The sequence below is a fragment of the Streptosporangium carneum genome, from assembly GCF_027922005.1.
GTDB classification, from domain to species: Bacteria; Actinomycetota; Actinomycetes; order Streptosporangiales; family Streptosporangiaceae; genus Streptosporangium; species Streptosporangium carneum.
Genome location: NZ_BSEV01000038.1, coordinates 21253 through 47480 on the forward strand (window position 1 = coordinate 21253; position 26228 = coordinate 47480).

Below are 26228 nucleotides of genomic sequence, written 5' to 3' on the forward strand. Positions count from 1 at the left end.
TTGATATCGTCATTCGGCGAGAGATCGGCAATTTCCCGGAAATCAACCGGCTACGCCGCGTAGTATCTGCGGAACCGCCGTTCACGGGAAATTCGTCGTCCTCCAAAGGCCTTCTGCATGCCAGAGCCCACCGATTCGCAGCCCCGCCGCCTCAGGGACCAGATAAGCGAAACAGCCCGCCAGGATCGTCAGGCGTTCGTCGACGCCCTGGAGAAACTGCCCGACTGGCTGCAGGTCCTGCTGTTCGTCGTGGTCATGGCGGGCTACGTGCTCGTGTTCCTCTTCAGGGTCGCCTCCAAAGTGCTCCGGGCGGCTTGGGCCGCGCTGGCGGTCCCGCTGCGCCGGACGGTTCCGTATCTCGGCCTGCTGGCCGTCAGTCTCGGCGCGGGCTGGTGGGCGACCGACGACAGCCTGCCGGAGAACCCGTGCGGGATCCGGCAGAACCTCAACGTGACCACGACACAGGACGAGGAACCCCTGCTGCGGATCCTGGCCGAGGAGTTCACGAACGACCCCCGCGTCGTGTGCCCGATCACCGTCACGGTCAGCGCCGCCATCGGGCAGGACGAGATCCAGAGGGCCCTGGAGAACGGCTGGTCTCCCGCCGACCCCGGAGCCGTCTACCCCAGACGCCCGATCGTCCTCTCACCGCGCCCCGACATGATCATCCTTGGCTCGTCCGAACACGCCCGGGCCATCCTCGAGGACCCGGCCATCCTGAACGCGGATCCACCGAGGGCGCTTCCTGCCGACGAGGGCTCGCTGGGCAGGTCCCCGGTGGTGCTGGCCGTGCACAACGGGGGGTCGGAGAAGGACGTCGGCGCGGGCGCGGCGAAGGCGCCGGGCATCACGGAACAGGTCAGGCGCGTCAAACGCGACTACACCGTCGTCCGCCCCTTTCCCGAGCGCTCGGACGCGGCGAGGCTGGCGACCTTCGCCCTCTACCGGGGAACGGACGACAAGGAGCGCGAGGAGGTCGAGGACGACCTCACCCCCAGCCTCGGCGACGTGCCGCTGGGGTCGTCGTTCGAGCTGCTCTGCGCCGCCCTCGGCCACGGGGACAGGGACAGAGGGAAGGACCTGGCCGTGATCGCGCCGCTGTACGCGGTCCGTGTCATCACCGGCACGGCCGGAAAGCGGCACGACCCCTGCCCCTCCCAGCCGCGGGAAAGGGCCTTCGACCCGCTGCCGCTCTCCGACGTCCCGCCGCTCGACCATCCTCTGATCAGGGTGCGATGGCCGGGAGAGACCGACCGGAACCGGGACGCCGCCGTCGACGAGTTCCGCGACTGGCTCAGGAAGCGGCTTCCCGCGAAGGTCTCGGGAGGCTCCTTCCCGACGGACGCCCCCTCCGACCCCTCCCCCGCGACGAAGGTCGAACAGTACGAGGCGGCCAGAACCTCGATCAAGGTGGCCGTCATGATCGACGTCTCCGGCTCGGTGGTGCGCCACGTCGGGCGGGACGGCGACGGCATGGAGCGGGCCAGGCGGCTCACCAGCCACCTGGCCGAGCAACTCAACCATCACGACTCCATGGGACTGTGGCACCTCCCCGGCTCCCCCCGGCAGGCGGCAGGCAAGGCGGTGGGGATCTTCTCGGTCGGCGACTCCCCGCCCGACAACCTCTACCGGGCGCTCGACCGCCTGAAGCAGGTCGACGGCGGATCTCCGATCTTCACCGCCGCGGCCGAGGTCGTCGAGGAGGAGGGCCTGGACGCCGAGGCCACACTCATCGTGATCACCGACGGCGACGACCGGCCGCTCAAGAGCCGGCCGATCAGGTCCGCGGTCGCCGCCGGAGAACTGTCGAAGAAACTCAGGGAGCGGAAAGTACACCTGTACGTCCTCAACATCACGGCCGCCGAATCCGTGGAGCCCGACGAATCCGACAGATGTCAGGCCCTGAGGTCGCTTCTCGGAAGCGCTCTCACCGGTTGCATGCCCGCCGAGGACGAGGCCGCGTCCACGGTGATCACCCGACTGATCGGCAAGCTCCGTGTCCGGAGGCCGGCGTGAACGGCGAACTGAGCCGCAGGAGCCTGCTGGCCGGGGCGGGCGTCCTGGCGGGCGCCGCGCTGGGAGTCGGCGGCCGGCTCTGGCAGGACCGTCGACGCTACGGCGAGCTCCCCCCGCACAACGGCCTCGTCCTGCTCAGCGGGGAGGAACTGAGCCGGGGCGAACAGCGCCGCAAGCTCGTGGGCGAATGGAACAGCGACGAGAAACACCCCCATGTGACGCTGATCGAGCTGGAGGGGAGCACCGACCTGCGCCGCAGCGAGATCGTCGCCGCGGCGCAGATGGGCGGTCACCGATACGACGTGGTCAACGTCGACGTCGCATGGATGGCCGAGCTGATCGACCGCGGCTATCTCGCCGAGTTCCCCTCACTGGACACGAGAGACTTCTACGGAAGCGCCCTGAAGACCGTCTCCGCGGGCGGCAAACGCTACGGGGTGCCCTTCGCCTCCGACGCTCCCCTGCTGTACTACGACAAGCGGATCGCCTCGGAGCCGCCCAGGACGTTCATGGACGCGGTGGATCTGGGCCGGAGGCTCAAGAAGGACCTCGGCGAGGAGGAGCAGGTCTACGCCTACGCGGGCCAGTTCATGGACTACGAGGGTCTCACCGTCAACGCGATGGAGATCATCCTGTCCAACGGGGGCGACTACCTGGAGTTCGACGGCCTCGCCGTCGAGGCCCTGAGACACCTGGTGGGCTGTCTCAGGGACCGCTCCGTCGTGGGCGAGGAGGAGAAGAACAGCCTGCGGCTGTTCCGGGAGGGCAGGGCCGTCTTCCTGCGCAGCTGGTCCTACGCCTTCCACCAGCTCGTCGACGTCCCGCCGTTCAAGGACGACAACGAACGGCTCGGCGTGGTCGCCCTGCCGTGGCCGGGAGTGCTCGGCGGGCACAACCTCGCCGTCACCACGACCTCCGCGCTGCGCAGGGAGGCCTCCGATTTCATCGTCGAGATGACCGCGCCCGGTTCCGTGCAGCGGACCTTCGGCTGCGGCGGCTACGCCTCGCCCCGCCCTTCTTCCTACAGCGATCCGAAATGCCCGGGCATCGACGAAGGCGCGTCCGTCGCCTCGGAAACCGAGGAGGAGAGGACCCCGGATCTGAAGGAGTTCGCCGCGAACGTGCACCTGTCGCTGACGAGGACGGAGACGCGTCCCCTGACCTCCTGGTATCCCGACTACAGCCTCGTCCTGCGCCGCCACCTCATGCGAGCGCGGGCGGGAGACGGGGAGATCGACGACCGGGAGCTGCGAGAGGAGGTCCGCAGGATCCGCGGTGTCCCGTAGGGACGGCGCGTCGTCCTGCGGCTGAGCCGTCGTGCGGAGAGAACCCGCCGTCCGGCCCGCCCCGGCTGCGGGCAGCCGGGAGACGGCGGGGACGGACAAGGGATGGCCGGTGCGTCCATGGACGGCGTTGATCTTTTTGGCTAGCTTCCCGGAAATGAGGTTCAGATCCGCGCTGGGCGTGCTCTCGGCGGTGGGTGTGCTGGTCGCCGCCGCTCCCGCGTTCGCGGAGACCACGCCCCCCGACGGCCCGGCGTCCACGGAGGCGGCGTCCTCCGGCGGCCCCGTGTCCGCGCCGACGTCCCTCGGCCACGCTCTCACCTGGGAGCTCAAGCCCACCGGGGTCACGGCCCGCCTGCGCGGCCTGTCCCCGGTGAACCGTGACGTCGCGTGGGCCTCCGGAAGCCTCGGCACCGTGCTGCGCACCCACGACGGCGGCCGGAGCTGGCAGAACGTCTCCCCACCCGACAGCGCCGACCTGCAGTTCAGGGACGTCGAGGCCTTCGACGCCCGCAACGCCGTGATCCTGTCGATCGGCGAGGGCGAGTCCTCACGCGTCTACCGCACCGGGGACGGGGGCCGGACCTGGACGCAGACGTTCCGCAACGACGATCAGAAGGCCTTCTACGACTGCATGGCCTTCTTCGACCGCAGGCACGGGCTGGCGGTGAGCGACCCGGTCGACGGCAGGTTCCGCGTCCTGTCCACCGACGACGGGGGACGGAGCTGGCGGGTCCTTCCCCCGAAGGGGATGCCCGACGCCCTTCCCGGCGAGGCGGGATTCGCGGCCAGCGGCCAGTGCCTCACCACCTCGGGTGGGCGTGACGTCTGGCTGGCCACCGGCGGGGGCGCGCGCTCGCGCGTCTTCCACTCCCGCGACCGAGGCCGTACCTGGACGGTGGCCGAAACCCCCGTACCCGCCGCCGACCCCGCGCGGGGCGTCTTCGCCCTGGCGTTCCGCGACCCGCGCCACGGCATCGCCGTCGGCGGCGACTACCAGCCGGACCTGCCCTCCCCCGACGCCGCGGCCCTGACCCGGGACGGCGGCGCCACCTGGCGGCTCGCGTCCGCGCCACCGCAGGCCTACCGGTCGGGCGTGGCGTGGCTGCCCCACCTTCCGTTCGGCGCGATCGCGGTCGGTCCCACCGGAAGCGACGTGACCCTCTCCTCGGGCAGGCAGTGGCAGCGGTTCGACACCGGTTCCTTCGACACGGTCGCCTGCACCGCCGACCTGAGCTGCTGGGCGTCCGGCGAGCAGGGCAGGATCGCCCGCCTGACGTTCCCCCGCCGCCCGTAGCGGGCGGCGCCCGGCAGGGCCCCGCCGAGAGCCTTCCGTCAAAGCCTTCCGTCAGAGCCTTCTGTCGGAGGCTTCCGGCGGGTGCGGCGCGCGTTTCCTTAATCGCTCCTTAACCGGCCTTCAAAAGGCTCTCAACGAGCGACGGCCCCCGCTGCGACCCTCACCCCGTTTTCGCAGTTGAAGGGCCATGTCACCACCGCTTTTCTCGGCGGATCCCGAGAACTTCGCCCGGTGACGGCCACCTGACGAAACTTCGGGCGACACATCGCCCGAGCGTTTACTGTTAGGAAACTTTCCTTTATATTTAAAGTCACCCCCCAGCGAAGGAGCAGTACATGCGGAGAACGACAACCCTGCTGTCAGCGTCGATGCTCGCCATGGTGACCACGGTGTTCATGGCCACTCCGGCGGAGGCGCACGGGTACATCTCCAACCCTCCGAGCCGTCAGGCCTTCTGCGCCCAGGGCAAGATCGCCTGTGGTGAGGTCAAGTACGAGCCGCAGAGCGTGGAGGCCCCCAAGGGTGGGCGGACCTGCAGCGGAGGCTCACGCTTCACCGAGCTTGACGACGACAGCAGGAACTGGCCGGTCACGAGCGTCGGCAACACGGTCAACTTCACCTGGTCGCTGACCGCTCGCCACGCCACCAGCACGTGGGAGTACTACATCGGCGGCACCAAGATCGCCTCGTTCAACGACGGCGGCAGGCAGCCCGGCGCCACCGTCAACCACTCCGTGAGCATGGGCGGCAGGACCGGACGTCAGAAGGTTCTGGCCATCTGGAACATCGCGGACACGGGCAACGCCTTCTACGCGTGCGTCGACCTGCAGGTGGGCGGCGGCGGCAACCCCAGCCCCACCCCCACCGTCACGCCGACCGTGACCCCCACCTCCACCCCCACCGTGACCCCGACCTCCACCCCCACCAACAACCCCGGTGGAACCTGGAGCGCGGGCACCGCGTACCGCGCGGGCGACCAGGTCACCTACGGCAGCGCCTCCTACCGCTGCCTCCAGGCGCACACCGCGCTGACCGGCTGGGAGCCGCCGAACGTTCCGAGCCTCTGGCAGAAGCTGTGACCCTCTTCTGACGAGCCTCACCCACGGACCCGCGCCCCACAGGGCGCGGGTCCGTTCGTCTTCTGACGGCCTCCGCCGGCCGTGCCCCGCGCCTGTCAGCCGGTCGGACGCCCGTGCCAGGAGGCCCGGACCAGGGCGCGTTCCGTGGCCGTGAGGTGGACGGCGGCGGCAAGCCAGGACCAGGCGTAACGGTCTCCCTCCGTGTCCACCAGGCGGCCGAACACGTCGCGGGCGCGACGGTCCGCCTCCTCGGTGAGCGCGACGAACAACTCGGCCGCGGTCTCGAATCCCGCCCTGCGGAGCGGGGCCGACTGGGCGAGGGAGTCGCCGCCGCGAGCGGACTCGGCGACCGCCCGACGACCGCCGGAGACGGCCAGCTCGACCAGCCTGCGCACCCGCCAGAGCGGCGAACCCGCCACCGGGTCGGCGTCGGCCGTGCCCCCTTCGCTCTCCGTTCCCGGGTTCGGCGGGCAGTCGTCGCGGGACGGGAGATGAGAACCCCGCAGGCGGTCGTACCCGAGGTCGGCGCGGCCGAGCCACTCGGCGGGCAGGCGAAGCGTCGGCCCTGGACCGGGGACCGGCCCGACCGCCAGGGGGCGCATGGTGGCCGCCCGGTCGGGGTCAAGCCTCCCGATGACCCGCACCCGCAGCCCTGGACGGGAGGCGAGCTGCCTCAGGTTCTCGACATGGGCCAGGTCGGGGTGGGGGTTCGCCGCCACGAGCCGGATCAGCGGTCCTCGCGGGGGGAACGGGCCGTCACCCGGAACCTCCCCCCCTCCCGTCCCCGGCTCGGAGTCCGCGGGGTTCCCCGTTCCCGACTCCGTTCGCGCGGGACCCTCTGAGCGTGGCAGCTCGCGGGCGAGCAGCCGGTCACCCTCGGCTCCGACGATCACCAGGTCGCAGCCGACCGGCCGGTTCGCCTCCTCCGCCGCCTGCGGATCACCCCAGAGGTCACTGGACAGCCTCGCGTCGGCCGCCTGGGCGAGTGTGCGGGCGAACAGCGCCGCCAGCGGCCCCTGCGACCAGGGCAGGCCCGCGACAGGGGTGGCCCGCACCCCCCGCCCCGACCCGAGACGCCCCTCCGGGGAGATCGTCGCCCCGGAGATCAACAGTCCTCCACGGGCCAGCTGCGCGTGGTTCACGGTGGCCGCGCCGAGCGTGACCGTGGCCGTTCCCGCACCCCTGGCACGAGCGGCCCCGCCTGGTCTGACGTCGGCCACGGAGAACCAGCGCCCGTCCTCCGCGACGAGGTGGGTGACCACCCCGCCGTAACCGGTGGCGCTGATCACCGGTTCCCGGCAGACCCCGTGAACGCGCAACCCCTCCCCCTGCCTGTAGGCACGGCGGGTGGTCCCCAGCAGGGCCGGGTCGGAGTCGGCCGCCGCGATCCTGCCCGAGGTCAGCAGGAGATCGCGAAGCGCGGAGGCCAGGTCGGTGAGACGGTGGCCGTCGTGGCGCTCGCGGGCGGCCCGCAGTCCCCGGACGACCCGCAGGGCCGCCGCCTCGGCTCTGGGCAGGCCGGCAAGTCTGGCCGTGTGCGCCGCGCGGAGCAGCTCGGCCTGGAGCACCGCGCCCGCCCCGGGCACCCCGGCCACGAGCACGGCGACGGCGGCTTCCCGTACCTCGGCCGCCGCCGCCACCTGCCCTGCGGTGGGTCCCGTGGGCGTGTCCGCGCGCGGGGATCCGCTCTCCTGATCGGGAGCGGGCGCCCCGCCGGCTTCCTGCGCCCCGCCTTCGACGCGACCGGCCCGGCTCGCCGATCCGGCGCCGGCGCGCGCGGTCGTGGCCGCGTGCGCGGTCGTGTCCTCGTCGAGGACCGCGCCGGCGTCGCCGGCCGTGTCGGCGTCGCGGCCGGCGCTCTCCGCGCCGCTCTCCACGTCGGTGTCCGCGTCGGTGTCCGCGACGGGGCAGGCGGTGAGAACGGCCGCCCGGTGCAGGCAGCGCGGCGCGAGCAGACAGCTGCACAGCGCCGCGCCGGGATCGACGACCACACCCGACCTGCCGGGAACGAGTGTGACCACCGCGTCCTCGCCCCAGTTGACGGAGACGGTCCGCCCGTCGGCGACGACGGGCAGAGCGACGCAGCGCTCGACCGCCGCGTCCAGTTTCTTGCGCAGCCGGGGCGTGAGGTCCTCCACGGCCGCGGCGGCCACGTGCGGCTCCACCGCAGGCAGCCGCGTGGCGGAAGCGGGAGGGGATGCGGGGAGATTCAACGGGCTTCTCCTCGGAGGCGGTCGCCCACCCAGCGGGCGAGGGCGAGCGGGCTGAGCGCGGCGACCGGCATGCCGGCCGCCACGAGCTGCTGGGCGACGGGCACCGAGTAACGCGGAGTCCCCGTGTCGTCCAGAGCGGCGCATCCCAGCAGATGGACGCCGGAGGAGACGAGGGAACGGACCTCGCCGAGCAACCCTCCGATCGGGTAGCCCTCCTCGAAGTCGCTGACCACGACGGCGAGCGTACGGCTGGGCACGGTGACCAGGGAGCGCGCGTGGGCGAGCCCGGCGGCGATGTGGGTGCCGCCCCCTACCTGCACCTCCAGCAGCAGGGAGAGCGGGTCGACGACCTGGTCCGTCAGGTCGATCACCCGGGTGGAGAAGGCGAGGAAGTGCGTCGAGAGCGTCGGCACTCCCCCCAGGACGGCCGCGGTCAGCGCGGACCAGATCACCGAGGCCTCCATCGAACCGGACACGTCGACCACGAAGATCAGCCGCCAGTCGGCCTCCTTGCGGATCGGGGTGTCGAAGACCGGCCGTTCGGGAACGACGAGGAGCCTGCCGTCGTCGGTCCTGCGGGTGTGCGCCAGGTTGGCGCGGAGGGTGGCGGGCAGGTTGAGCCTCCCGCCGCGGCGACGGGTCGGGCGGGGCGTCTTCAGCCCGGTCAGCGCGGGACGCAGCCGGGTGGCGAGCTCGCGGGTCAGCTCGGCGACCAGGCGTCGCACGAGTGGCCGCAGACGGGAGAGTTGCTGCTCCGGCAGACCGCCCGCCAGGGACAGGACCGAGGTCAGCAGCTCCACCGACGGGCGCACCGCGTCCGGATCGAGCACGGCCAGCACGTCGGTCCGTCCTTCGCCCGCCGCCGCGGCCAGCACCTCCTCACGCACCTCCGTGCCGAACAGGGCCTCGAGCTCGGCGGCCCATTCGCGGGCGCCGGGAAACGACGCCCCCTGTCCTCCGCCGTCACCCGGCCGGATTCCCTGCCCGTCCGCGAGGTCGACGGCGCCTTCGCCCCGCCCCGCCCCGTACAGCTCGTCCAGGGCGTGCGCGTAACGCCGGACGTCGGCGGGGAGTCGCTCGGTCTCCCTGCCCAGCAGCAGGCGCCACCGGTCGGCAGGGGCGAGCCTCCTGCCGACGGCTCTCTCCTCTTCCCCCTCCCCGTCCTGCGTGGTCTCCGCCGTCCCGGGTCTCATGTGCCGACGGTCCCGCGCGAGGGCCCCGGACACGTCGGCTGTGCCGGATCGTTCGAGCCGTCCGGACGTCTCGGAGGTCTCGGACGGCTGCGGACGTTCGGGCAGAGAACCGGAGAACCCCGGCGCGGAAAGCCCCAGGGCGTTCAGACTGGCCAGCCCGGCGGCGTCCGCGGCGGTCCACAGGGCCAGCAGCTCGGGCGGGGCTCCCAGGGTCAGGTCGAGCCGGTCGCCGAGGCGGTCGGTCACGGTCCGGAGCAACCGGTCCCGTGCCGCGGGAGCGAGGGTGTCGAAACCGCCGCGCAGTGCGGGCAGCCGGTCCAGGAAGTCCCGGTCCGTGAGCCCGTCGATGCGGTCCAGCACCGGCTCCAGGGCCGCCGTGGCCGACTGCAGGAGCGGGCCCGCCGCGGTGAGCAGGCCGGTGAGCAGGCGGGACAGGCGATGGCGTCCCTCGGGGCCGGTGGCGGTGTCCACCCATCCGGCCGCGCGGGCGCCGAGGATCTGCGGCGCGTCCAGGTCCAGCAGGACGCGCGCCGCGAGCGCCGCTCCCTGCATGAGCGGGGACCCCGCGTGCGCGAGGGTGTCGAGCGCGTCGTCCATGCGCAGGCCGAGGCGTTGCTCGCCCGCCCGGGTGACAAGGGCGACCAGGGCCGCGGCGTCCTCCTGCCGGTCGCTGCCGACCAGGCCGGGCAGCGCGCGGACGGCCGCCTCCAGCAGGGTCGCGGCCAGCTCGGCCGCCTGCTCCCGGCTTTCCCGCGTGGTTCCGGGAAGATGCTCTCGCCGCAGCGCCTCCAACAGGTCGAGCGCCCGCAGCAGGTCGGGGAGTCCAGCGGTCGTGGGAAGCACGGCGGCGGCGTCCGCGAGCCGGTCGGCGACGAGGTCGGGCAGGTCGCAGAGAGCCGCGGCGCGCAGACTCGCGAGGATCAGCTCACAGGTGGGGCCGCCCTCGGCGGATTCGCGGCGGAAGGTCTCACGCAGTGTTCCCGCGGCCGCCAGGCCTGCGGTGACGCCGCGGATGCCCGCCAGGTCGAGGAGCGCGGCGACGGAAGGGGTCCACGCGAGCCGCCACCGCGTGGTGAGCGCGGTCCCGTCCCCCGTCCCGCTCACCTCGATCTGCCTGCCGTACCCGACACCGCACACCGACAGACGCTGCAGCAGGATCTCTCTGCGGCCGTCCAGATCCGAGCGGAGCGGGTCGAGACGGAGCTCTCTGGGGTCGGGACTGTCCGGGCAGGGCAGCCGCAACGCCGCCAGGTCGGCCTCCACCGAGGGGCCGAGCCCCGAACGGGGCGTGCCGGGCGCGGTTCTGCCGCGATCGGCGCCGACGAGAACCACCTCGAGGGCGCGGGCGAGCGCCCGGCCCCGGCCAAGGGGCTCCCCCTGGCCGAGCACCGTGGTCACCGCCTCGAGCAGCTCGCCCCTGCCGGGCGCGGGCAGTCCCCGCAGACGGGCCAGATCGCAGGCGAGCCGCAGCGTCTCCACGGCCTCCCCGGTGCCGGCGGTGTGCCCCGCCGCTCGCAGTTCCCTGCACAGGCCGGTGATCGCGCGGGCGGCGGCGTCCGTGACCTTCTCGGGATCGCCGCCCGCCGCGAAGACCGCCTGCTGCCAGCGCGGGTCCCGGATGCCCGCCGGATAGCCGGACCGGGAGTCGAGAAGGTCGAAGGCGTACGGCACGAGCGACGTGGCGGGCAGGGCGGCGGGCAGGGCGGCAGGCAGGGCGGCAGGCGCGGGGACGGAGGCCTGGCCGGGCGCGGAACCGACGCCGGGCTCGGAGGAGGTCGCGGGAGACGGCGTGACCGTCTCGGGAGAGGGCGCGGCGGACAGGGGCGGCGGCGCGAAGGACGCGCGAGACGGCGCGGCGGGCTCGGCGGCGCCGTGTTCTCCCGTGAGAAGGCCGGGTTCCCGCGCGAGAAGCAGGGCGGGAGCGTGGAACGCTCCGACCACCGCGGCGACTCGCAGACCGCGGGAGACGGCTCCGGCGAGCACCTCGCGCATGTGCGCCTCGCGGGCCAGATCTCCCGAGGGCACGCCGCCGGAGGCCGCCGCGTCCTGACGCAACGCCCACCCCACTCCCAGAGCGGCTCGGCGCACCGCCTCAGGCGAGCACCCGGGAGCGAGCACCTCGACGGCGCGATCCCACATGTCGTCCCCGTCCCTGCCGGTGCAGGAGGCGGCCAGGCCGTCAGCGAAGGCGCTCCCCGTCGAGAGCATCACGTCCCCGGACGTCTCCGCGCCGTCCGAGGCCCACTCGGCCTGCGCCGTGTCTTGTCGAAGCCCGCTGTCTTCTTGAATCGCGCCTTTCCGCGCTGCCTCCTTCCCGGCCTTCTCAGCGGGTTCCCGGTCCTCCTGCGCCCGCGGGGAGGTCCGCGCCGATCCGCCCTCGGACCTGGCCGGGGCCGACAGCGGCAGGTCACAGCAGAGCACCTCGGCCCCGCGTTCCCGCGCCCAGCGAATGGCCGCCAGTTCCGGGGAGAAGTCGGCGAAGGGATAGAAGCCGAGCCTGCCGTCCGCTCCGGTCCCGGCGAGGGCCACCGGCGCGACGGTGGCGGGGTCCGCCAGGTGCACGAGCCAGGGTTGGAAGTCGACGGGCAGCTCCACACAGACCACCTCCGCCCCCGCGGCGTCCAGCAACGCGGGAACGGCCGCCGCCAGCGCGGGGCTGTGGTGGCGCACCCCCAGCAGGTACGGCCGGGCGGAAGCGGCGAGCGCGTCCACCGCCTGCTGCGGATCGCCGACGGCCGTCCCCCCTGCGCCCGTCTGCCCGCCGGCGGCGCGCCACGCGGTCACATCCCGGACGTCCGTCCCCTCCGCGCCCACGCCCCGGGCGACGCCGCCCTCGAGGACCGTCTCCCGAGCGACCGCGTCGCTCCTCATGCTCCGAGCAGCATCGGCGGGATGACCCGCCTCCCATACGCTCATCTCCTGAGCATTCACGCCCCGGGTATCCATGTCATGAAAAATCGTATTTCGCATATCCGCACTTCGAAGGCTCATGTCCTGAGCGTTCACGCTTCGTCTGTCCGCCCGCTGAGAACCGGCGTCAGGGGGATCCGCGTCCCGGGTCCCCCCGTACGAGGCACTCGTCTCCCCGCCGCCGCTCAACGCAGGTTCTCCCGCAGGTCCCAGAGCCTGCGCCACATCGCTGAGCCGTCCTCGGCGCGACGGCGCACGGGACCGTCCCAGTAGCCGAGCAGCCGCGAGTGGTCGGCCGGGTCGTCCTTGCGGACCACACCGAGCAGGTGCCCGGGCATCAGATCGAGGACGTCCCCGCCCGGCAGGTAGGCCGCCGCCACGCCGAGGGAGGCGGCCACCTGCACCGCTTCCGCGGTTGACATCACCGTTCCCGGGCGTTCGACGTCCCAGCCCTCGGCCGAGCGTCCGGAGCGCAGATCCCGGAAGACGGTGACCAGCGCGTCCAGCACGGCGTCGTCCACGCCGAAGGCGGCGCCGGCCCGCTGCACCACGGCCGCGGCCTGGCCGCGCACCAAAGCGGTCTCGGCCGCGGGATCGGCGATGGGGTTGACGGTCTCGAAGTTGAACCGGCGCTTGAGCGCGGCCGACATCTCCGAGACGCCCCTGTCCCGCAGGTTGGCCGTGGCGATCACCGTGAAGCCGGGGACGGCGGCCACCAGGGCGTCCGCGCTGCCCGCCAGCTCGGGCACGCTGACCCGCCGGTCGGACAGGATCGACACCAGGGCGTCCTGCACCTCGGGCAGGCAGCGGGTGATCTCCTCGACCCGGGCGACGCGCCCCGTGCGCATGGCGGTCAGCACCGGGGAGTCGACCAGCGCCTGAAGGCTCGGTCCCTGCGCGAGCAGGAGGGCGTAGTTCCAGCCGTAGCGGAAGGCGTCCTCCGTGGTGCCCGCGGTGCCCTGTACGGTGAGCGCGCTCGTGCCGCATACGGCGGCGGCGAGCAGCTCGGAGAGCATCGACTTGGCGGTGCCGGGCTCTCCGACCAGAAGCAGGCCGCGCTCACCGGCGAGGGTGACCACGCAGCGCTCCACCAGGGCGCGCTCGCCGACGAACTTGGGAGCCACCACGAGCCTGGCCGGCGGCTCGAGACCGTCGGCGCCGGTCGGCCGGCCGCCCTTGGGCAGTTCCAGGGGCTCGTCACCGCTGCCGCAGATGAACGTGACCACCGCTCGCGGAGTCAGCGCCCACCCTGGAGGACGAGGGCCGTCGTCGTGGGCGGCGAGGAAGGCGAGCTCGCCGGCGTGCCGTTCCTCGGCGGGCAGCGCCTGCCGGTTGGCGGGAACGGCGGAGGGCTCCGCCTGTCGCGTCGTGGGCATGGAGGGGAATCCTTCGTGTCTCGGGCCCCCGCCCCGTCGTGGGACGGGTGCGGGCGTGCCGGTCGGGTCGTGCCTGCGGATGGCCGGGGACCGCCCGTGAGGCGGGGAACGGGAAAAGCCTGGAAGAACGGAAACGATCCCACGGAAAGCGGGAGTGAAGCCGAAGAAGCCGGAGTGAGGCCGAAAGGCGCCGGAGGCGGAGCCAGGCGCTGGGGGACGGCGGAGCCGGAAAGGACCTGGGCGACCCCGAGGATCGAGAGCAGGCCCGCGGAACAGCGAAAGCGATTCCAAAAGCCAAACTTCCCAATGAAACAGACAAAAGGATCGATCCAGATAAATCTCGACGAAAAGCGGAAAGTCGCACAGACCTGGAGAGGAGTCGCCTCGGGGAAGGCGGACGGGCGCGGTGACGGCATGTGTGACACCGCACCCGTCCCAGGCCCTCAGCGACGCCTGCCGCGCCGTACCCGGAGTTCCTCGAAGCGAGGGACGTCACCGCCGCGGACCCGCTGCCACGCCCTGGCGTAGAGGGCGACGGCGGGTTCGACGGGCACGATCACTCCCAGCTGGGCGGTCTCCCCGCTGATCAGGTCGTAGAGGGGGATCTTCCACTGTTCGAGCGGAAGGCGCGGTGCCTTGGGGTCGATCCACGCGCCCGGCAGGAACAGCGACCGTCCGGCCCTGGCGCGGCTGGCCTCGACCACCAGGTCGGTGGCGGCCAGTTCGGCGCGGGCCGCCTTGAACCGGGCGGGCTTCCATCCGGTCCACCGGGTGACGTTCTTGTCGGTGGGGTCCGGCATCGCCAGCAAGGTCAGATAGAGCGTGGCGGCGTCCTGGCCGAGGCCGTACTCCGACGCCGCCTGGGAGACCAGCGCGGGCGCCGAACGGCCCGGGTCCTGCGGCCACCAGGTGCCGTCGGCCGCCCGCTTCCCGTCCACCGGGTCGCCGGGGTCGGCCAGGAGCGTCTCGAAACGCGGATCACGGGCGACACGCAGCGCGAGCTCCACGGGAAAGGGCTCTCCCGCGTCCCCCGCCAGGGCTCGCAGGGCGGGCAGGTAGGGGTCTTCTCCCGAGGCGTCCAGGAGGGCCATGCGGATGCCCGGGGCGGGCTGGTTGTCGTGAGTGGCCATGATCACGGCGCCGTAGCGCTCCCAGCCCTCGGCGACCTCACTGGGCGTTCCCGCGACCTTGCGGAACCCGGGGAGGTTGACGTAGCGGCCCAGGCTGAGCATCAGGTCGGGGTTGGCGAGCCGCTCCCGGACCGCCGCCAGCGCCGCGGGCAGGGCGGCCCGCACCGGGTCTCCCGCGGGAAGCCGGTGGGCGAGCCAGGCGGTCAGGGAGACGGCGCTGACCAGTGTGGACTCGGTGAACCCCGTGGCGTCCTCCTCGACCGGGGAGACGCGGTCGCGGTGCACCCTCCAGCGCAGGTCCCCGCTCAGCTCAGGCGCGGAGGCGGGATCGAGGAGCGCGGGAAGCGCCCTGCCCGGCTCCCACGCGGTCCGCACCGCCCTGGCCGCCTCGGCGACGATCCACTCGGGAACGGCGGCCCGCCTGCCCACCCTGGCGTTCCACACCGCCGCCGCCGCGGCGACGTCGGGGCCGTCCGTCCACAGCGCGGCCGGGTTCGCGGGCAGCAGCGCCCCGACGACCCGCCTGCGGGTCTCGGCGTCCATCTCGCGCAGCTCGTCTCTGGCGACGGCGGCGTCCATCGCCTTCAGGCCGAGCGCGGCCCGCGAGGCGGCGGGCAGGAAGCTGCGTTCGTGGCCGTCCACGTACGGCAGGCCGGCCACGACCAGCCTGGCCGTCGTCAGGGTCACCCCCGTGAGCCGTACGAACTCCTCCGCCGCCTCCGGCCTCCATGGCGCGGGACCGTTCTCGGACCACCGCGCGAGGAACTCCTTGAGCCAGCCCGCCGGCCGCTCCTCACCCACCAGGCCACGGGCCCGCACGGTGTAGGGGGCCGGGACCTCGAAGCGGCCCGCCGGGTCGTGGAAGAGCGCCGTGAACCCGCAGCCGCCGTCTTCGGGGGAACTGTCCTGGAAGACGATGAAGGCGCCGTCGGGCAGGGGAAGCAACCCGCGCCAGGTCCCCTCTCGGCGGTTTCCTCCCGGCTCGACGAGCCAGCTGTCGTCGAGCCACAGCGAGAAGCGCCGCCACGGGCCGGACTCGGCCGCCGAGGCCAGCCCGAGCTCGTCGATCTCGTGGAGCAGCTCCCGCAGCGCCTCCGTGTGCTCCGGCTCGAACGCCACCGACGCGGCGCGGTAGGCGACCGCCGCGCCGTGGTCGAGCAGCGGCTCCCAGTCCAGGGAGGTGTACGGCAGTTGCGGCCCGTCGAAGTGGAGGCGGATCGTCGTGTCCGAGGGGGCGACCCCCATGGCGGTCGTCACCGACAGGGAGGAGTCCAGGATCTCGGACTCCTGGGTCGTGGGTTCGGAGGCGGCCCGCAGCGCCTGGCCGATCGTCCGTATCTGCTGGAAGGCGTCGCGGCAGGCCTGGCCGTACCACCACGGGCCGGAGACGTGGAGACCGTTGAGCGCGCGGGCGAGCAGCTGGTCGGTGGGGCCGGAGAGGGGTTGCTCCTCCTGGCCGCCCTCGAGGGCGCGGGCGAGCCTGGCCGCCACGGCGTCGAGGGCGATCTGCTGGGTCGCGGCGAATCTGGCGATCCCGGCGATCCCGGCGATCAACGCCTCGTGCGTCACCTGTGGCAGCAGCGTGCGGATCAGCGAGTCGAACTCGTCCTGCGCGGACCGCGGAGGGTGCGCGCCCTGCGCCTGGTGCGCCGGCTGCGGCGAGTGCCGCAGCCGGCTGAACCGGCCGGAGTCGGCCGAGTGTCCGCGCCGTTCCGACTCGGCGCAGACAGCGGCCTTCAGCAGGGCGATCGCCGTCTCGTCGTCGATCCGGCGCAACGCTAGGGAGCCTTCAGGGTCACGGGGCCGCAGGCACCTCCAGTAACGCAGCGGAGGCAGCATCGCGGTTCCCGCGGCGAACGCTCCCGGTGTCCTGCCCGTCGCGACCGTCGCGACGACGACGCCTTCGGGGTCGATCACCTTGACCCGGGGGTAGTCCTCGGCGAGGGCGCGAGGACGGTCGTCTCCGGGGAAGGTCACGACTCCGGCGGGCAGGCCTGGCCCGTCCGAGCCGTCCCGCAGGGTGACGGCCCGTCCTGCGAGGTCCTCACCGCGCCATGATCCGTCGGGCAGCCGGATCACGCGCCAGCCGAGCAGGCCGTTCACCGGGACGGCCACGGGGGTGGCCTCCTCGGAGGAGACGGGCAGCAGCCAGCCGCCGCGGAAGGTCGCGCCGACCGGCGCCGAGCGCAGCGCGTCGGCGAGGAAGCCCGGCATGCTCGGCCTGCCGTGCTCCATGCCGACCGGGTCGTACTCACGCCAGCCGTCGCCCTGCTGGTCCCACACCCAGAACGAGGTTCCGTCGCCGATCAGCTGGGCCCTGGCGGGCACGGTCGTGTCCCCCTGGTGGAGAACGCCCGCCCCGGTGGTGCGCCCGCCGCTGGGCAGCGGCAGGGTCACCGTGTCGCTGCGCAGCGCCCACACGTTGGCCAGCGCCTGCAGCGGCCGGAACGATCCCGCGGAGGAGTGCCAGTAACCGCGGAGCTGGTCGCCGGCGCCGTAGGTGTTCCAGTAGACGAGCAGCTCGCCGTCCACGTAGTGGAAGCCGGGGTCTCCGTAGGCGTCGCCCGGGGGCGTGCGCAGGTCGTGGACGAGCACGGTGCCCTCAAGACCGATGACCCTGGCCTGGGAGGGGCCGGAGACGATCAGGTGCGGCCACGCGTCGGCGACCTCGATCTCGTCGAGGTCCTTCGGCCTGACGAGCGAGGCGACCGCCTCGTCCCAGGCGGGCCAGCCCAGCTCGTCGACGATCCCGCCGCGCAGTGTCCTGGCGAGCTCGGAGGCGAGGTCGCCTCGCGCGACCGCGGTGACCTCCTCCTCGGCGAGGACCAGTGCCTCCGCGGGCAGCCAGGTGAGCCTTCTGAGGGCGTCGGGCAGCTGCGGCAGGCCCTCGGTGAACGAGCGTCCCGCGACCGCCTTCATCCACCTGGCCAGCATCAGCCTGCCGCCTGGAGAGGCCGCGAGGCGGCGTACGGCCCTGCGGCCGTCCTCGTCGTCGTCGAACCGGTCGGCGGCGCGGTCGAAGGCCGCCGCGAACCGGGGGTCGGCGGCCAGGGCGAGCAGGTCGCGCTGTCCCTCCCCGCGCGCCCACGGCTCCAGGAGCAGCCGCATGCCGTCGTCGGGGTCGGCGACCGGCACCCGCAGCGCCAGCAGCAGGTCGATCAGGTCGGCGTCCGCCTTGGGCTCCACGCTTCGCCCTGTCTCCGCCAGCTCGGCGCGCAGCCGCCCGGCGACCCGCTCCACCAGGGAGTACAGGCCGGGAAGCCGCGGCTCCCCCTGCCAGCTGGGCCGCCAGATCTCCAGGAATCGTCCGAGCCAGCCCGCCGTGCCGTCCTGCGGACGCTCCAGGCCGGACGCCTCGCCTTCGCCCAGCCCCGCGGCGGCCCCCGACTCCTCGAGAACCTCCAGCCAGAAGGCGGGCATCCCGTTGTCGCCGTTGCGGGGCGTCAGGTTCAGCAGGGTCCCCCGGACCGCCGGATCCCGCAGGCCCAGTGCCACCAGGGCGGGGCGGTGCGCCTTCCACCAGCCGAGCGGCGCCCCGACGGTCGCGGGCAGGCCGAGCAGCTCGGCCAGGTAGTCCTGCTCCTCCACGTCGGCGTCCCGGCCCGCCGCCCTGGCCAGCCGCCGGAGGTCTCCCGCCGTCTGCGCCGACGGTGACAGGCCGCCCGCGGTACGGCGCGCGCACAGCCCCCGGAACCTGCGCAGAGCCTCGTCGGCGGGCACCCGGGCGGCCAGTTCCCTGGCGTATCCGGACAGTGCCTTCACCGGCAGCGCCCCGGCGAGGGCGAACTCGAGGAACACCGCGTCGAGCCGCTCCTCGTCGACCTTCAGGCCGTGCTCGGCCTCGGCCTTGCGCGCCTGGGTGAACATCTGCGCCGCGTAGGTGGGATTGTCGACCGCGAGGAACGCGCGGCCCGCCTGTTCGAAGAACGTCGGAAGGAAGTGCGGGACGGCCCCCGCCAGCTGCGCCGCCAGGCGCAGGTAGGCGTCCAGGGCGGCCTTCGGCTTCGACTTCGCCTGCCGTGCCGCGCGTTCCAGCTCCGGCACGACGGAGAGCGCGTGGTGGCCGTCGCGCGGGTGGTGCACCAGGACCCATTCGGGAAATCCCAGCGAGCGCCTCAGGCCCAGCCCGACCACGACCGGGTCACCCGCGGGTTCGAGGCCGAGGAAGCCCGCCGCCGCGTCCTCCGCCGCCCCCAGTTCCTCGGCGACCAGGCGAACCACCACCCGCCCTTCCAGGCCCGGGTGCCGGTAGGAGCGCGCGGTGAGCGGCACCGCCCGCTCGCCTCCGCCCTCCGTCCCCGGAGGGAACACCGCGCCCGCCTCGAGCAGCTCCCGCACCTGGGCCTCCGCTCCGGCCTCGAGCGGGCGTTCAGCCCCCGTCTCCGCTGACGGCGTGGCGCCGCTCATGCGTCCTCTCCTTCCTCGACCGCCCGCCCGGCGTACAGTGCCGCGGCCATCCGCATCCCCTCCGACCAGGCCACGGGACCGACCTCCCGCAGCGGCAGCCGTCTGCCCTCCCGGTCGTTCCAGGTCAGGGCGCCCGTCTCGGTCTCCCCGTCCCAGTAGGGCTCCCCGATCCACACCGACGCCCCCACGGCCCGTCCCGCGTCGCGAACCGCGCAGGTGACATAACCTCCGGAGACCCGGTAGCCCAGCGAGGTCGCCCTGGCTGCGAGGCCGAACCTGGAGGCGAACCTCCCCCGGGCGAACTCCGTCACCTCGACGCTCCTGTCCGCGAGCCCGGCAGGCCTGGTCCAGGTGGCCCGGTGGATCTGCTCGACACGCTGGACGACCCCCAGCTCCGCGGCGAACTCCCGCAGGTCCTCCAGGTCGGGCAACAGCACCGGATGCGGCAGGGTGACCGTCACCGGGGACAGCCTGACGGTCTCACCGTCCAGGTTCACCACCCGCAGCTCGCCCGAGCCGGTGACGTCGCGCAGGAAGCCCGCCTCCTCCGGGTCGTCGCCGACCACCACGAGGTCGCGCAGCACCGACTGCCACGCCTCGTCCGGCCAGACCTCGGCCACCAGGGCTGTGGGGACGGGCAGGGACGACACCATCCAGGTGTCCACCTGTGCCACGCAGGCGGCGGCGTGCCGGTCGAGCCACTCGGCGAAGCGGCGCAGCCGTTCCGTCTCCGGATGTTCCCGCACCTGTTTCGGCAGCGACTTCAGCTGCCGTCCAGCCGCCCGGCCCGCGGTGGCCCTCGCCGCCACCCGGCCCTCCACAAGGGCGACCTCGTACCCGTCGCCCGCCGCCAGCCAACCCAACGGTCCCCACCTCTCGACACACACGGATCGTCAACGCCCGCAGGTGTTTCAGCGCCTGTGACGGTGATGCGCGGAACGCTAACGCCCCGCACCGACAATCGGGTACTCGCCCCCGCGGCCGGGACCGCCCCGCCCCGGCCGCACCTCCTCGGGCCTTCACCCCGGGCCTCGACCGGGCTGCCCTCCCACATGGGAAAAGCGTCCGCGATCCCCTCTCCCCTGCGATTTCCCCGGTGGCCGGTGCGCCCGGCGTGCAGTCACAGGATCCGGCGCTACCGGCACACGGAGACGCGAGACGGCGGACGCGGCCCGCCCCGTCCCGGAACGGCGGCGCCGTCACAGCAGGTCACTGAACGGGCGGGGGGACGGCCCGTCGTCGACGCCGGGTGGGCTCGGTTCACCCCGGAGGGCGCGCGGGGCGACATCGGTCGCACGGGCGTTCGAGCGGACGGGCCTGGTCTCCGGCCTGAACGGAACCCCCGGGGTTCCGAACGCCGAGGTCAACCGGATCTCTCCAGCCACCGAACTCACCCATGTTTCCCATTCCCCTGATTCCGCCTCCAGCAACTCCCCGACATCCAAAGTAACTATTTATCGCGAGTTAGCAAATAAAAATAAATTTCTGTCACACGTAATTTGTTTCACGTTCTCGGCCTCCGCAGAGGCGTGGAAGGCCGCCGGCATCCGCCCGGCGACGCGGGGCCCCGTCATCGGACGGCGCTCGGGACACGGGCGAAGAACGGTCACCGGCGCGGCGCCGCGCTCCTCCGGGCAGGGTCCGTCAGGGCCGGCCCGGCGCATTCGACACGAAGGCCGAGGGCGGGCCGGGGGTGATAGGCAAGTGGCGATCGCGGGCGCACGCTGGAGCGGACACGCGAGTTCGACGCCACGACGACGATCTGGCTGGTCACCCGGTACGAAGACGTCAAACAGGTGCTGAGCGACCCCCGCTTCGTCAACGACCCGGCGAACGTGCGGGGGCTCGACCTGCGCAACGCCCGCGAGAAGCTCCTCGAGGCCCGCGGCGTTCCCCCCGAGTACGCGCCGTACGTGACGGACAGCGTTCTCGACGCCGACGGCGCCGACCACATCCGGCTTCGGAGCCAACTACGACCCCCGCGAGTTCGACGCGCCCGAGCGTCTCGACGTCACCCGCCAGCCGGACGGGCGCAAGGAGAACCATGTCGGGTTCGGGTACGGCCTGCACTACTGCCTGGGCGCCGCGCTGGCCCGGCAGGAGGGCGAGGTGGCCCTGGGCGCGCTGTTCCGCCGTTTCCCCGCCCTCAGCCTCGCCGTCGCGCCGGACGAGCTGGAGCGCGAACCGATGCCGGGTTCCTGGCGGCTCGCCAGGCTGCCGCTGAGACTCTGACGGCGCGCCTCGGCGGAACAGCGCGCCCAGGAACCCGGCCGGTCACGGATTTCCCTCAGGCGGGGAGCAGACGTAGTCCGCCATGTACTTCTGCCATTCAGGAGAACGGGGGCTCTCACCTTCCCGGGAACGATAAGGGCCGAAAGCCTGCGGGGCCGGCCGCAGGTCGACGGCGGTCTCGCCCCACCACTGCATGGCCCGCACCGGAATCGGCCACGAGTCGAAGGGGACGGCGGCGCAGTCGGTGACCACGTAAAGAAGCCGCAGTTCGGCGGAGGCGCCCGGGGCGACGACATACGGAAAATCCGTGGAGTGCGACCGCTCAAGGGTGTCGGCGTCCGGCCACATCATGGACTTTCCCGCCTGCACGGCCCTGAGAGCCAGTCCTGGACCGCTTCGGCCCGCCCCGAGCAGCACGACCTCGCGGACACCGTGGTTGGTGAACCTCAGTTCATAGGCGAATTCAGGTGGCTTGCCATGCTTCGTCGCCCATCCGCCGGGCTCGACCAGGCCGTCTTCGGGATCAGCGAGCCGCGGGAGGACCAGGCCCGCGTCCCAGGCCTGCGCGGCGCCGAGCACCAGCGCCGCGGCGACGGCCAGCGCGGCGAGTATTCGCCGTGACGTGCGTGCGGAGATTTCACCGGCGGCTGGATCGAGCGCGGCCCACACTGCGTCACTGACGTACATTCATCCCCTATCATCGCGTATTCGAGCCATGCTAATCATCAAAGAATGGGCCCGGGGAATTCATGTTGATGCCGGCACTCGCCGCCGCCCTGGAAAGTGCCGTCGCAACCGCCGTCGCGGTCAGGATGTGCGGCCCGGTGAGCCGCGTTCGACTGGAGAGATTCGCGGCCCTGCAGCATCTCACCGTCACGGTGGAGAACGGGCCGCCGGTCATCGGTTACCTGCGGACCACACGACGATGGCGAGCGGCCGGTTTCCTCGCAGGCCTCATCGCATATCTGGCGCTGAATGTTCTCCGGGGCGGAATGGGGGTCGGAATCGGTTTCGCCTGTCCGTTCATCGGCTGGTACGTCGGCGCGATGGTCGCCGAGACACGGATTTCCTGCCCTGCCCACCGGAACGAGGACGCCCCTCGGCCCGCCGGACCGCTCTCCGCGCCGCCCAGGCCTCCGCGCACGGCCGGGCCGCTCACCGCGGCGACGAGGTCTTCGCGCACGGCCGGGCGGCTCTCCGTGCCCCTCTCCCCCCTGGCGAGGTTCCTGTCCGTCACGGCCATGGCGTTCGGGGTGCTCGTTCCGCTCTACGCCGTCGCGCCTTCCGGCGGCGGTACGGACGGCACGTTCGGCCTCGCACGGATCGGCATGCTGCTCGCCGCCGCCGTGACCCTGCTCAGCGGGCTGCTCCAGCGGAGGATCGCCACCGTGACCGTCTCCGAGAGGTTCTCAGAGACGGTCGCCGCCGAGCTCGCCATGCGCTCGCGTTCCCTGCACGTTCTCTCGGCGGGAGCCCCCGTCTTCCTCGCGGCGGCCGTAGGACAGGCCATGACCGGGGCGGACGGTATTCCGGCCAGCCTCACCGTCACCCCTTTCGGCCTGCTCTTCCTCGTCCTCGCCGGGGTGGCCTGGTACACCGCGACCAGGCCGCTCCGGCTTCTCCCCACGCGGCCGTCGCCGCTCTGAGGACGGACCGCGCGTCTCCCTCCAAGGACCCGGCGGGGGCCCGGGAGAGCTCGGCGGCGGCTCAGGCGGCCTGCCGCACCTGCTCGGCCAGCCGTTCCAGGCTCTCGTCGAGCGCGCGGGCGATGTCGTCGCCGGAGGGCGGGTGCTCCTCCTCGAAGAACGACAGGTGCACGGTCACCTCGCTCTCCTGCGGGGAGATGCTCGCCACCTGCAGCCAGCCCGCGTACCGGTCGTCGTCACGCGTGCCCCACTCCATCCGGAGCTGGTCCCGTTCCGCTCTGAACAGGGCGCGGGCGTCCCGCCCCGTGTCGTCCTCGTGCACGGTCACCGCGGGTGGATCGTCCGGCCGCACGTGCAGGTCCTGGGGAAGCCAGCGATCGATCCGGTCCAGGTCGCTCGCCTGGTCGAAGACCAGCTCAGGGGCCGCCGGGATCCTGCGGGAACGCTCATGCTCACTCATCGGGCTCACCTTTCTCACCGTCTACACCAGAGCCCGTGTCCGAAAGGGCGTCTTCTAATCCCGCACCCGACCAGAAGAACGTTTCGTTCGCCGTGCCGCGCCCGGGCGAGGCGATCAACGCGGCGCCCGGCCGACACCCCGTCGCACCGGCACGCCGACGGCGACCTGAGGCGTCAGACGGAACCTCGTAAGCGCACACGGAGAACCCGGACGTTTCCCTCAAAACGCACCCTAGGTTAGCCTTACCTTATCTTTGCCATCGGTGGGATGCGCGCAGAGAGAGGGAAGCCGAGACCATGATTGACCCCTTCCGTATGTTCCATGTGCGGGTGAGCGACCTGAAGCGGCTCAGCCCTTCGTTCCTGCGCGTCACCTTCACCGGCGACGACCTCCACCTGTTCGCGGACAACGGCCTGGACCAGCGCATCAAACTCGTCCTGCCGCTGCCGGAGCACGGGCTGACCCACCTGCCGACCGGCTCCGACTGGTACACCCGCTGGCGCGAGCTCCCCGGCGAGCTGCGCAACCCCTTCCGCACCTACACCGCCAGAGCGGTCAGAGCCGAGTTGCACGAGGTGGACGTCGACATCGTCATGCACGAGGGACACGGCGACCACGGTCCTGTCGCGCGCTGGGCCCGCGCGGCTCGCCCCGGCGACGAGGCCGCGCTGCTGGGCCCCGACGCCCGCCACGACGGCGAACCCCAGGGAATCGAGTTCCACCTGCCGGAGGGCGACGGCCCCGTGCTGCTGGCCGGTGACGAGACCGCGGTGCCCGCGATCGCCTCGATCCTGGAGCGCATGCCCCGTGACCGCTCGGGGGAGGCGCTGCTGGAGGTGCCGTACGGAGCGGACGTCCTGGAGCTCGACGCGCCCGACGGCCTGGTCGTCACCTGGCTGCCGCGCGACGGCGCCGAGCACGGCGGCAGGCTTGTGCCCGCCGTACGGGCCGCCGCCGACCGGCTGCTGCCCTCCCTGTCCTCTCCCCAGCGGCTCGCGGACGTCGACGTCGACGTCGAGCTGCTGTGGGAGGTGCCTGAGGAAGGGCAGGCGACTCACCCGCTCTACGCGTGGCTGGCCGGTGAGGCGGCCGTCATCAAGACGCTCCGCCGCCACCTGGTCGCCGAGCGCGGCCTGGACCGGCGGGCGGTGGCGTTCATGGGCTACTGGCGCATGGGACGCTCCGAACGGTCCGAGTGACGCCTCCCCGCCCGATGCGAACGGCCGGGCCGGGGCGGAGTGGGAACACGCTCTCTCGGGAGACGTCCCGGCCTCCTTTCCTGCTGGTCGCCCTCTGGAACCGGCGGACCGTCTCGGCCCCGCCCCGGAATGCCCGGGACCCCATAGGATCGCGTTCGCGAGGGTCCTGCTCTCCACACCGGAGGCGATCAGTGTGGAGACCCGACCCACCGCATCTGCCCCCACAAGAATCATGGGGCTGGACGGCCGGTCGAAGGTGTGGCCTGACCGCAGCTGGTGATCGTGACGGGATGGCCGAAAGCGGGGGCGGGAGCCGGGAAATGAGACATGACCTTCGGCGACTGACGAACCGCGCGTGGCTCTTCCGGCTTCTCGCGGCCGTGGTGGCGTTCACGGCCATGGTTTGCACGGCTTCCGCCTGCACCGTCGGCGTCACCGGCCACCGCCCCTCTCCCCCGCCCGGCGGGCCGCCGCGGCCGCCCGAGCTGGACGCCGCGTCCGAGGTGTGGCCCGAGGCGACGTTCACAGTGCCCTCGAGCCTCGGAGGAGAGCCGACCGTTCAGCCGGTCGCCATACTTGGCGCGAATCAGGTCCTCATGGTCGCCCCGCTCAGCACGCGCCCCCGGTTCGTGACGTACGACCTCAGGACGGGACGGCACCGCGTGCTGGCCACGGCTCCCGAGTGGAGCGACTGCGACCTGTGTTTCGAGATCAGAAGCGTGGCTGTGAGCGAGACGCGGATCACCTGGACCGCCGGGATCTACCGTTCCGAGCCCTGGAACGCGGGCAAGCGGCACGTCGAGCTGTGGACCATGCCTCGCTCCGGCGGACGGATGCGCCTGGTGACCTGGCTGACGGGCCACGGCGACCTCCCCTTCCACGACGAACTGACGGTCGACGAGGACCAGGCCCTCTGGCGCGACGAAGCCCGCGCTTACCGGATCCCCCTCTCAGGAGGAAAGGCGATGGAGGTTCCGTTCACCACCGGCATGCCGCCCGCGCCTCAGCCTGATCCGGATCTGGACGACCAGGTGTGCGGAGTCGAGTGGTGCGTGGGAAGGGTTCCTCCCCGCGCCTACGAGCTGACCACGATGGTCGTGCGGCGCAGGGACGGCTCAGGCCGGGTCACCGTTCCCGCCTCGTCGGGAGGCCCGCTGATCGGGGACAGATTCGGCCTTTTCGGCCTGCCGTACGTGTACGGACCCGGTCCGGTCGAGATCTTCTCCGACGGCCCGGAGTCGGCCGCCGTGCTGTACGACCGGTGTGCCGGCACGTCGGCGCTCGTGGGGGCGCAGGGGAAGAAGGATCGCTCCCATGAGATCACTCAGGGAGCGTCCGTCCCCGGTGAGCCGATCCTGTTCTGGATGCAACAGGACGAGAAGCGGTACACCGTACTGGACCTGGCGCGCGTCCCCGACCAGCCGTGCGGGCGCTGAGTCACGCGAGCGGTCGGCAGGACCACCGGCACGCCTCTCCTGCAGTTCCCTGCCTTTTCCTGCGATTCCTCGCCAACGTCCGACGACAAACCCTCACATCACATCCGATGGCGAAATTTCCGGTATCAACCCATTTGCTATGAGTGCGATGGATCTGTCCTCCCCGAGATTGAAAGCGCCCCCGAGGCTGGAGGCGAAGGGGGAGGGCGGGCCCGGCCGGCGGAGATCTCTGTTTTTCGCCGAATCGAAATCCGCAAAACATGGCGGTGAGCTGGCGGAAGGTGTGATGCGAGACGTTGATCACTAATTTTGCCCGCATGGGTCTTTTGGAAGCGGGCAGTCTTCCCCGCG

The 26228-nt window shown here is 72.4% G+C and carries 14 protein-coding genes and 1 pseudogene; 8 read left to right on the forward strand and 7 right to left on the reverse strand.

Annotated features, from left to right (window positions below; genetic code table 11):
* The first annotated feature begins 117 nt into the window (after window positions 1-117).
* The 4 genes from PKF00_RS40615 to PKF00_RS40630 all read left to right on the forward strand — a co-directional run bounded on the left by PKF00_RS40615 (window position 118) and on the right by PKF00_RS40630 (window position 5675).
* A complete protein-coding gene (locus tag PKF00_RS40615) occupies window positions 118-2016 on the forward strand; it encodes a vWA domain-containing protein (RefSeq protein ID WP_271223096.1) in 1899 nt (632 codons plus the stop codon).
* Complete coding sequence (locus PKF00_RS40620) at window positions 2013-3302, forward strand: extracellular solute-binding protein (protein ID WP_271223097.1); 1290 nt, start codon at window positions 2013-2015, stop codon at window positions 3300-3302. Before PKF00_RS40615 ends, PKF00_RS40620 begins: the two co-directional genes overlap by 4 nt.
* 154 nt (window positions 3303-3456) lie before the next feature.
* The gene (locus PKF00_RS40625; RefSeq protein ID WP_271223098.1) at window positions 3457-4596 is read left to right on the forward strand and encodes a WD40/YVTN/BNR-like repeat-containing protein; all 1140 of its coding nucleotides are present in this window, start codon (window positions 3457-3459) and stop codon (window positions 4594-4596) included.
* Between the two features lie 335 nt (window positions 4597-4931).
* Entirely contained in the window at window positions 4932-5675 is a 744-nt protein-coding gene (locus PKF00_RS40630; RefSeq protein ID WP_271223099.1) for a lytic polysaccharide monooxygenase, read from the forward strand.
* 95 nt (window positions 5676-5770) lie between these two features.
* On the opposite strand, the gene PKF00_RS40635 is transcribed toward PKF00_RS40630, so the two are convergent.
* The 5 genes from PKF00_RS40635 to PKF00_RS40655 form a co-directional block, all read right to left on the reverse strand.
* Window positions 5771-7888, reverse strand: a complete 2118-nt coding sequence (locus PKF00_RS40635; protein ID WP_271223100.1) for an SWIM zinc finger family protein — start codon at window positions 7886-7888, stop codon at window positions 5771-5773.
* Window positions 7885-11952, reverse strand: coding sequence for a DUF5682 family protein (locus tag PKF00_RS40640; protein WP_271223101.1), 4068 nt, complete (start codon window positions 11950-11952; stop codon window positions 7885-7887). The genes PKF00_RS40635 and PKF00_RS40640 overlap by 4 nt, the downstream gene beginning before the upstream one ends.
* Window positions 11953-12176: 224 nt before the next feature.
* Window positions 12177-13367: an ATP-binding protein gene (locus tag PKF00_RS40645; protein ID WP_271223102.1), complete on the reverse strand. Its 1191-nt coding sequence runs from the start codon at window positions 13365-13367 to the stop codon at window positions 12177-12179.
* 443 nt (window positions 13368-13810) lie between these two features.
* Entirely contained in the window at window positions 13811-18904 is a 5094-nt protein-coding gene (locus tag PKF00_RS40650; protein ID WP_271223103.1) for a DNA-binding protein, read from the reverse strand.
* Entirely contained in the window at window positions 18901-19767 is an 867-nt protein-coding gene (locus tag PKF00_RS40655) for a DUF4132 domain-containing protein (RefSeq protein ID WP_271223104.1), read from the reverse strand. The genes PKF00_RS40650 and PKF00_RS40655 overlap by 4 nt, the downstream gene beginning before the upstream one ends.
* Before the next feature lie 1102 nt (window positions 19768-20869).
* Here PKF00_RS40655 and PKF00_RS45285 point away from each other — a divergent pair.
* Window positions 20870-21136: pseudogene (locus tag PKF00_RS45285) on the forward strand (cytochrome P450); the annotation flags it as partial.
* A 42-nt stretch (window positions 21137-21178) separates the two neighbouring features.
* Here PKF00_RS45285 and PKF00_RS40665 read toward each other — a convergent pair.
* A complete protein-coding gene (locus tag PKF00_RS40665) occupies window positions 21179-21823 on the reverse strand; it encodes a hypothetical protein (protein WP_271223105.1) in 645 nt (214 codons plus the stop codon).
* 137 nt (window positions 21824-21960) lie between these two features.
* Here PKF00_RS40665 and PKF00_RS40670 point away from each other — a divergent pair, with 137 nt between their 5' ends.
* On the forward strand, window positions 21961-22782 hold the full coding sequence (locus tag PKF00_RS40670; RefSeq protein WP_271223106.1) for a hypothetical protein: 822 nt from the start codon (window positions 21961-21963) through the stop codon (window positions 22780-22782).
* 61 nt (window positions 22783-22843) lie between these two features.
* On the opposite strand, the gene PKF00_RS40675 is transcribed toward PKF00_RS40670, so the two are convergent.
* The gene (locus tag PKF00_RS40675; protein WP_271223107.1) at window positions 22844-23242 is read right to left on the reverse strand and encodes an SRPBCC family protein; all 399 of its coding nucleotides are present in this window, start codon (window positions 23240-23242) and stop codon (window positions 22844-22846) included.
* Window positions 23243-23571: 329 nt separating this feature from the next.
* On the opposite strand from PKF00_RS40675, the gene PKF00_RS40680 reads away from it, so the two are divergent.
* Together PKF00_RS40680 and PKF00_RS40685 are read left to right on the forward strand one after the other, a co-directional pair.
* Complete coding sequence (locus tag PKF00_RS40680; protein ID WP_271223108.1) at window positions 23572-24441, forward strand: siderophore-interacting protein; 870 nt, start codon at window positions 23572-23574, stop codon at window positions 24439-24441.
* A gap of 320 nt (window positions 24442-24761) precedes the next feature.
* Complete coding sequence (locus PKF00_RS40685) at window positions 24762-25877, forward strand: hypothetical protein (RefSeq protein WP_271223109.1); 1116 nt, start codon at window positions 24762-24764, stop codon at window positions 25875-25877.
* The last annotated feature ends 351 nt before the right edge of the window (window positions 25878-26228 follow it).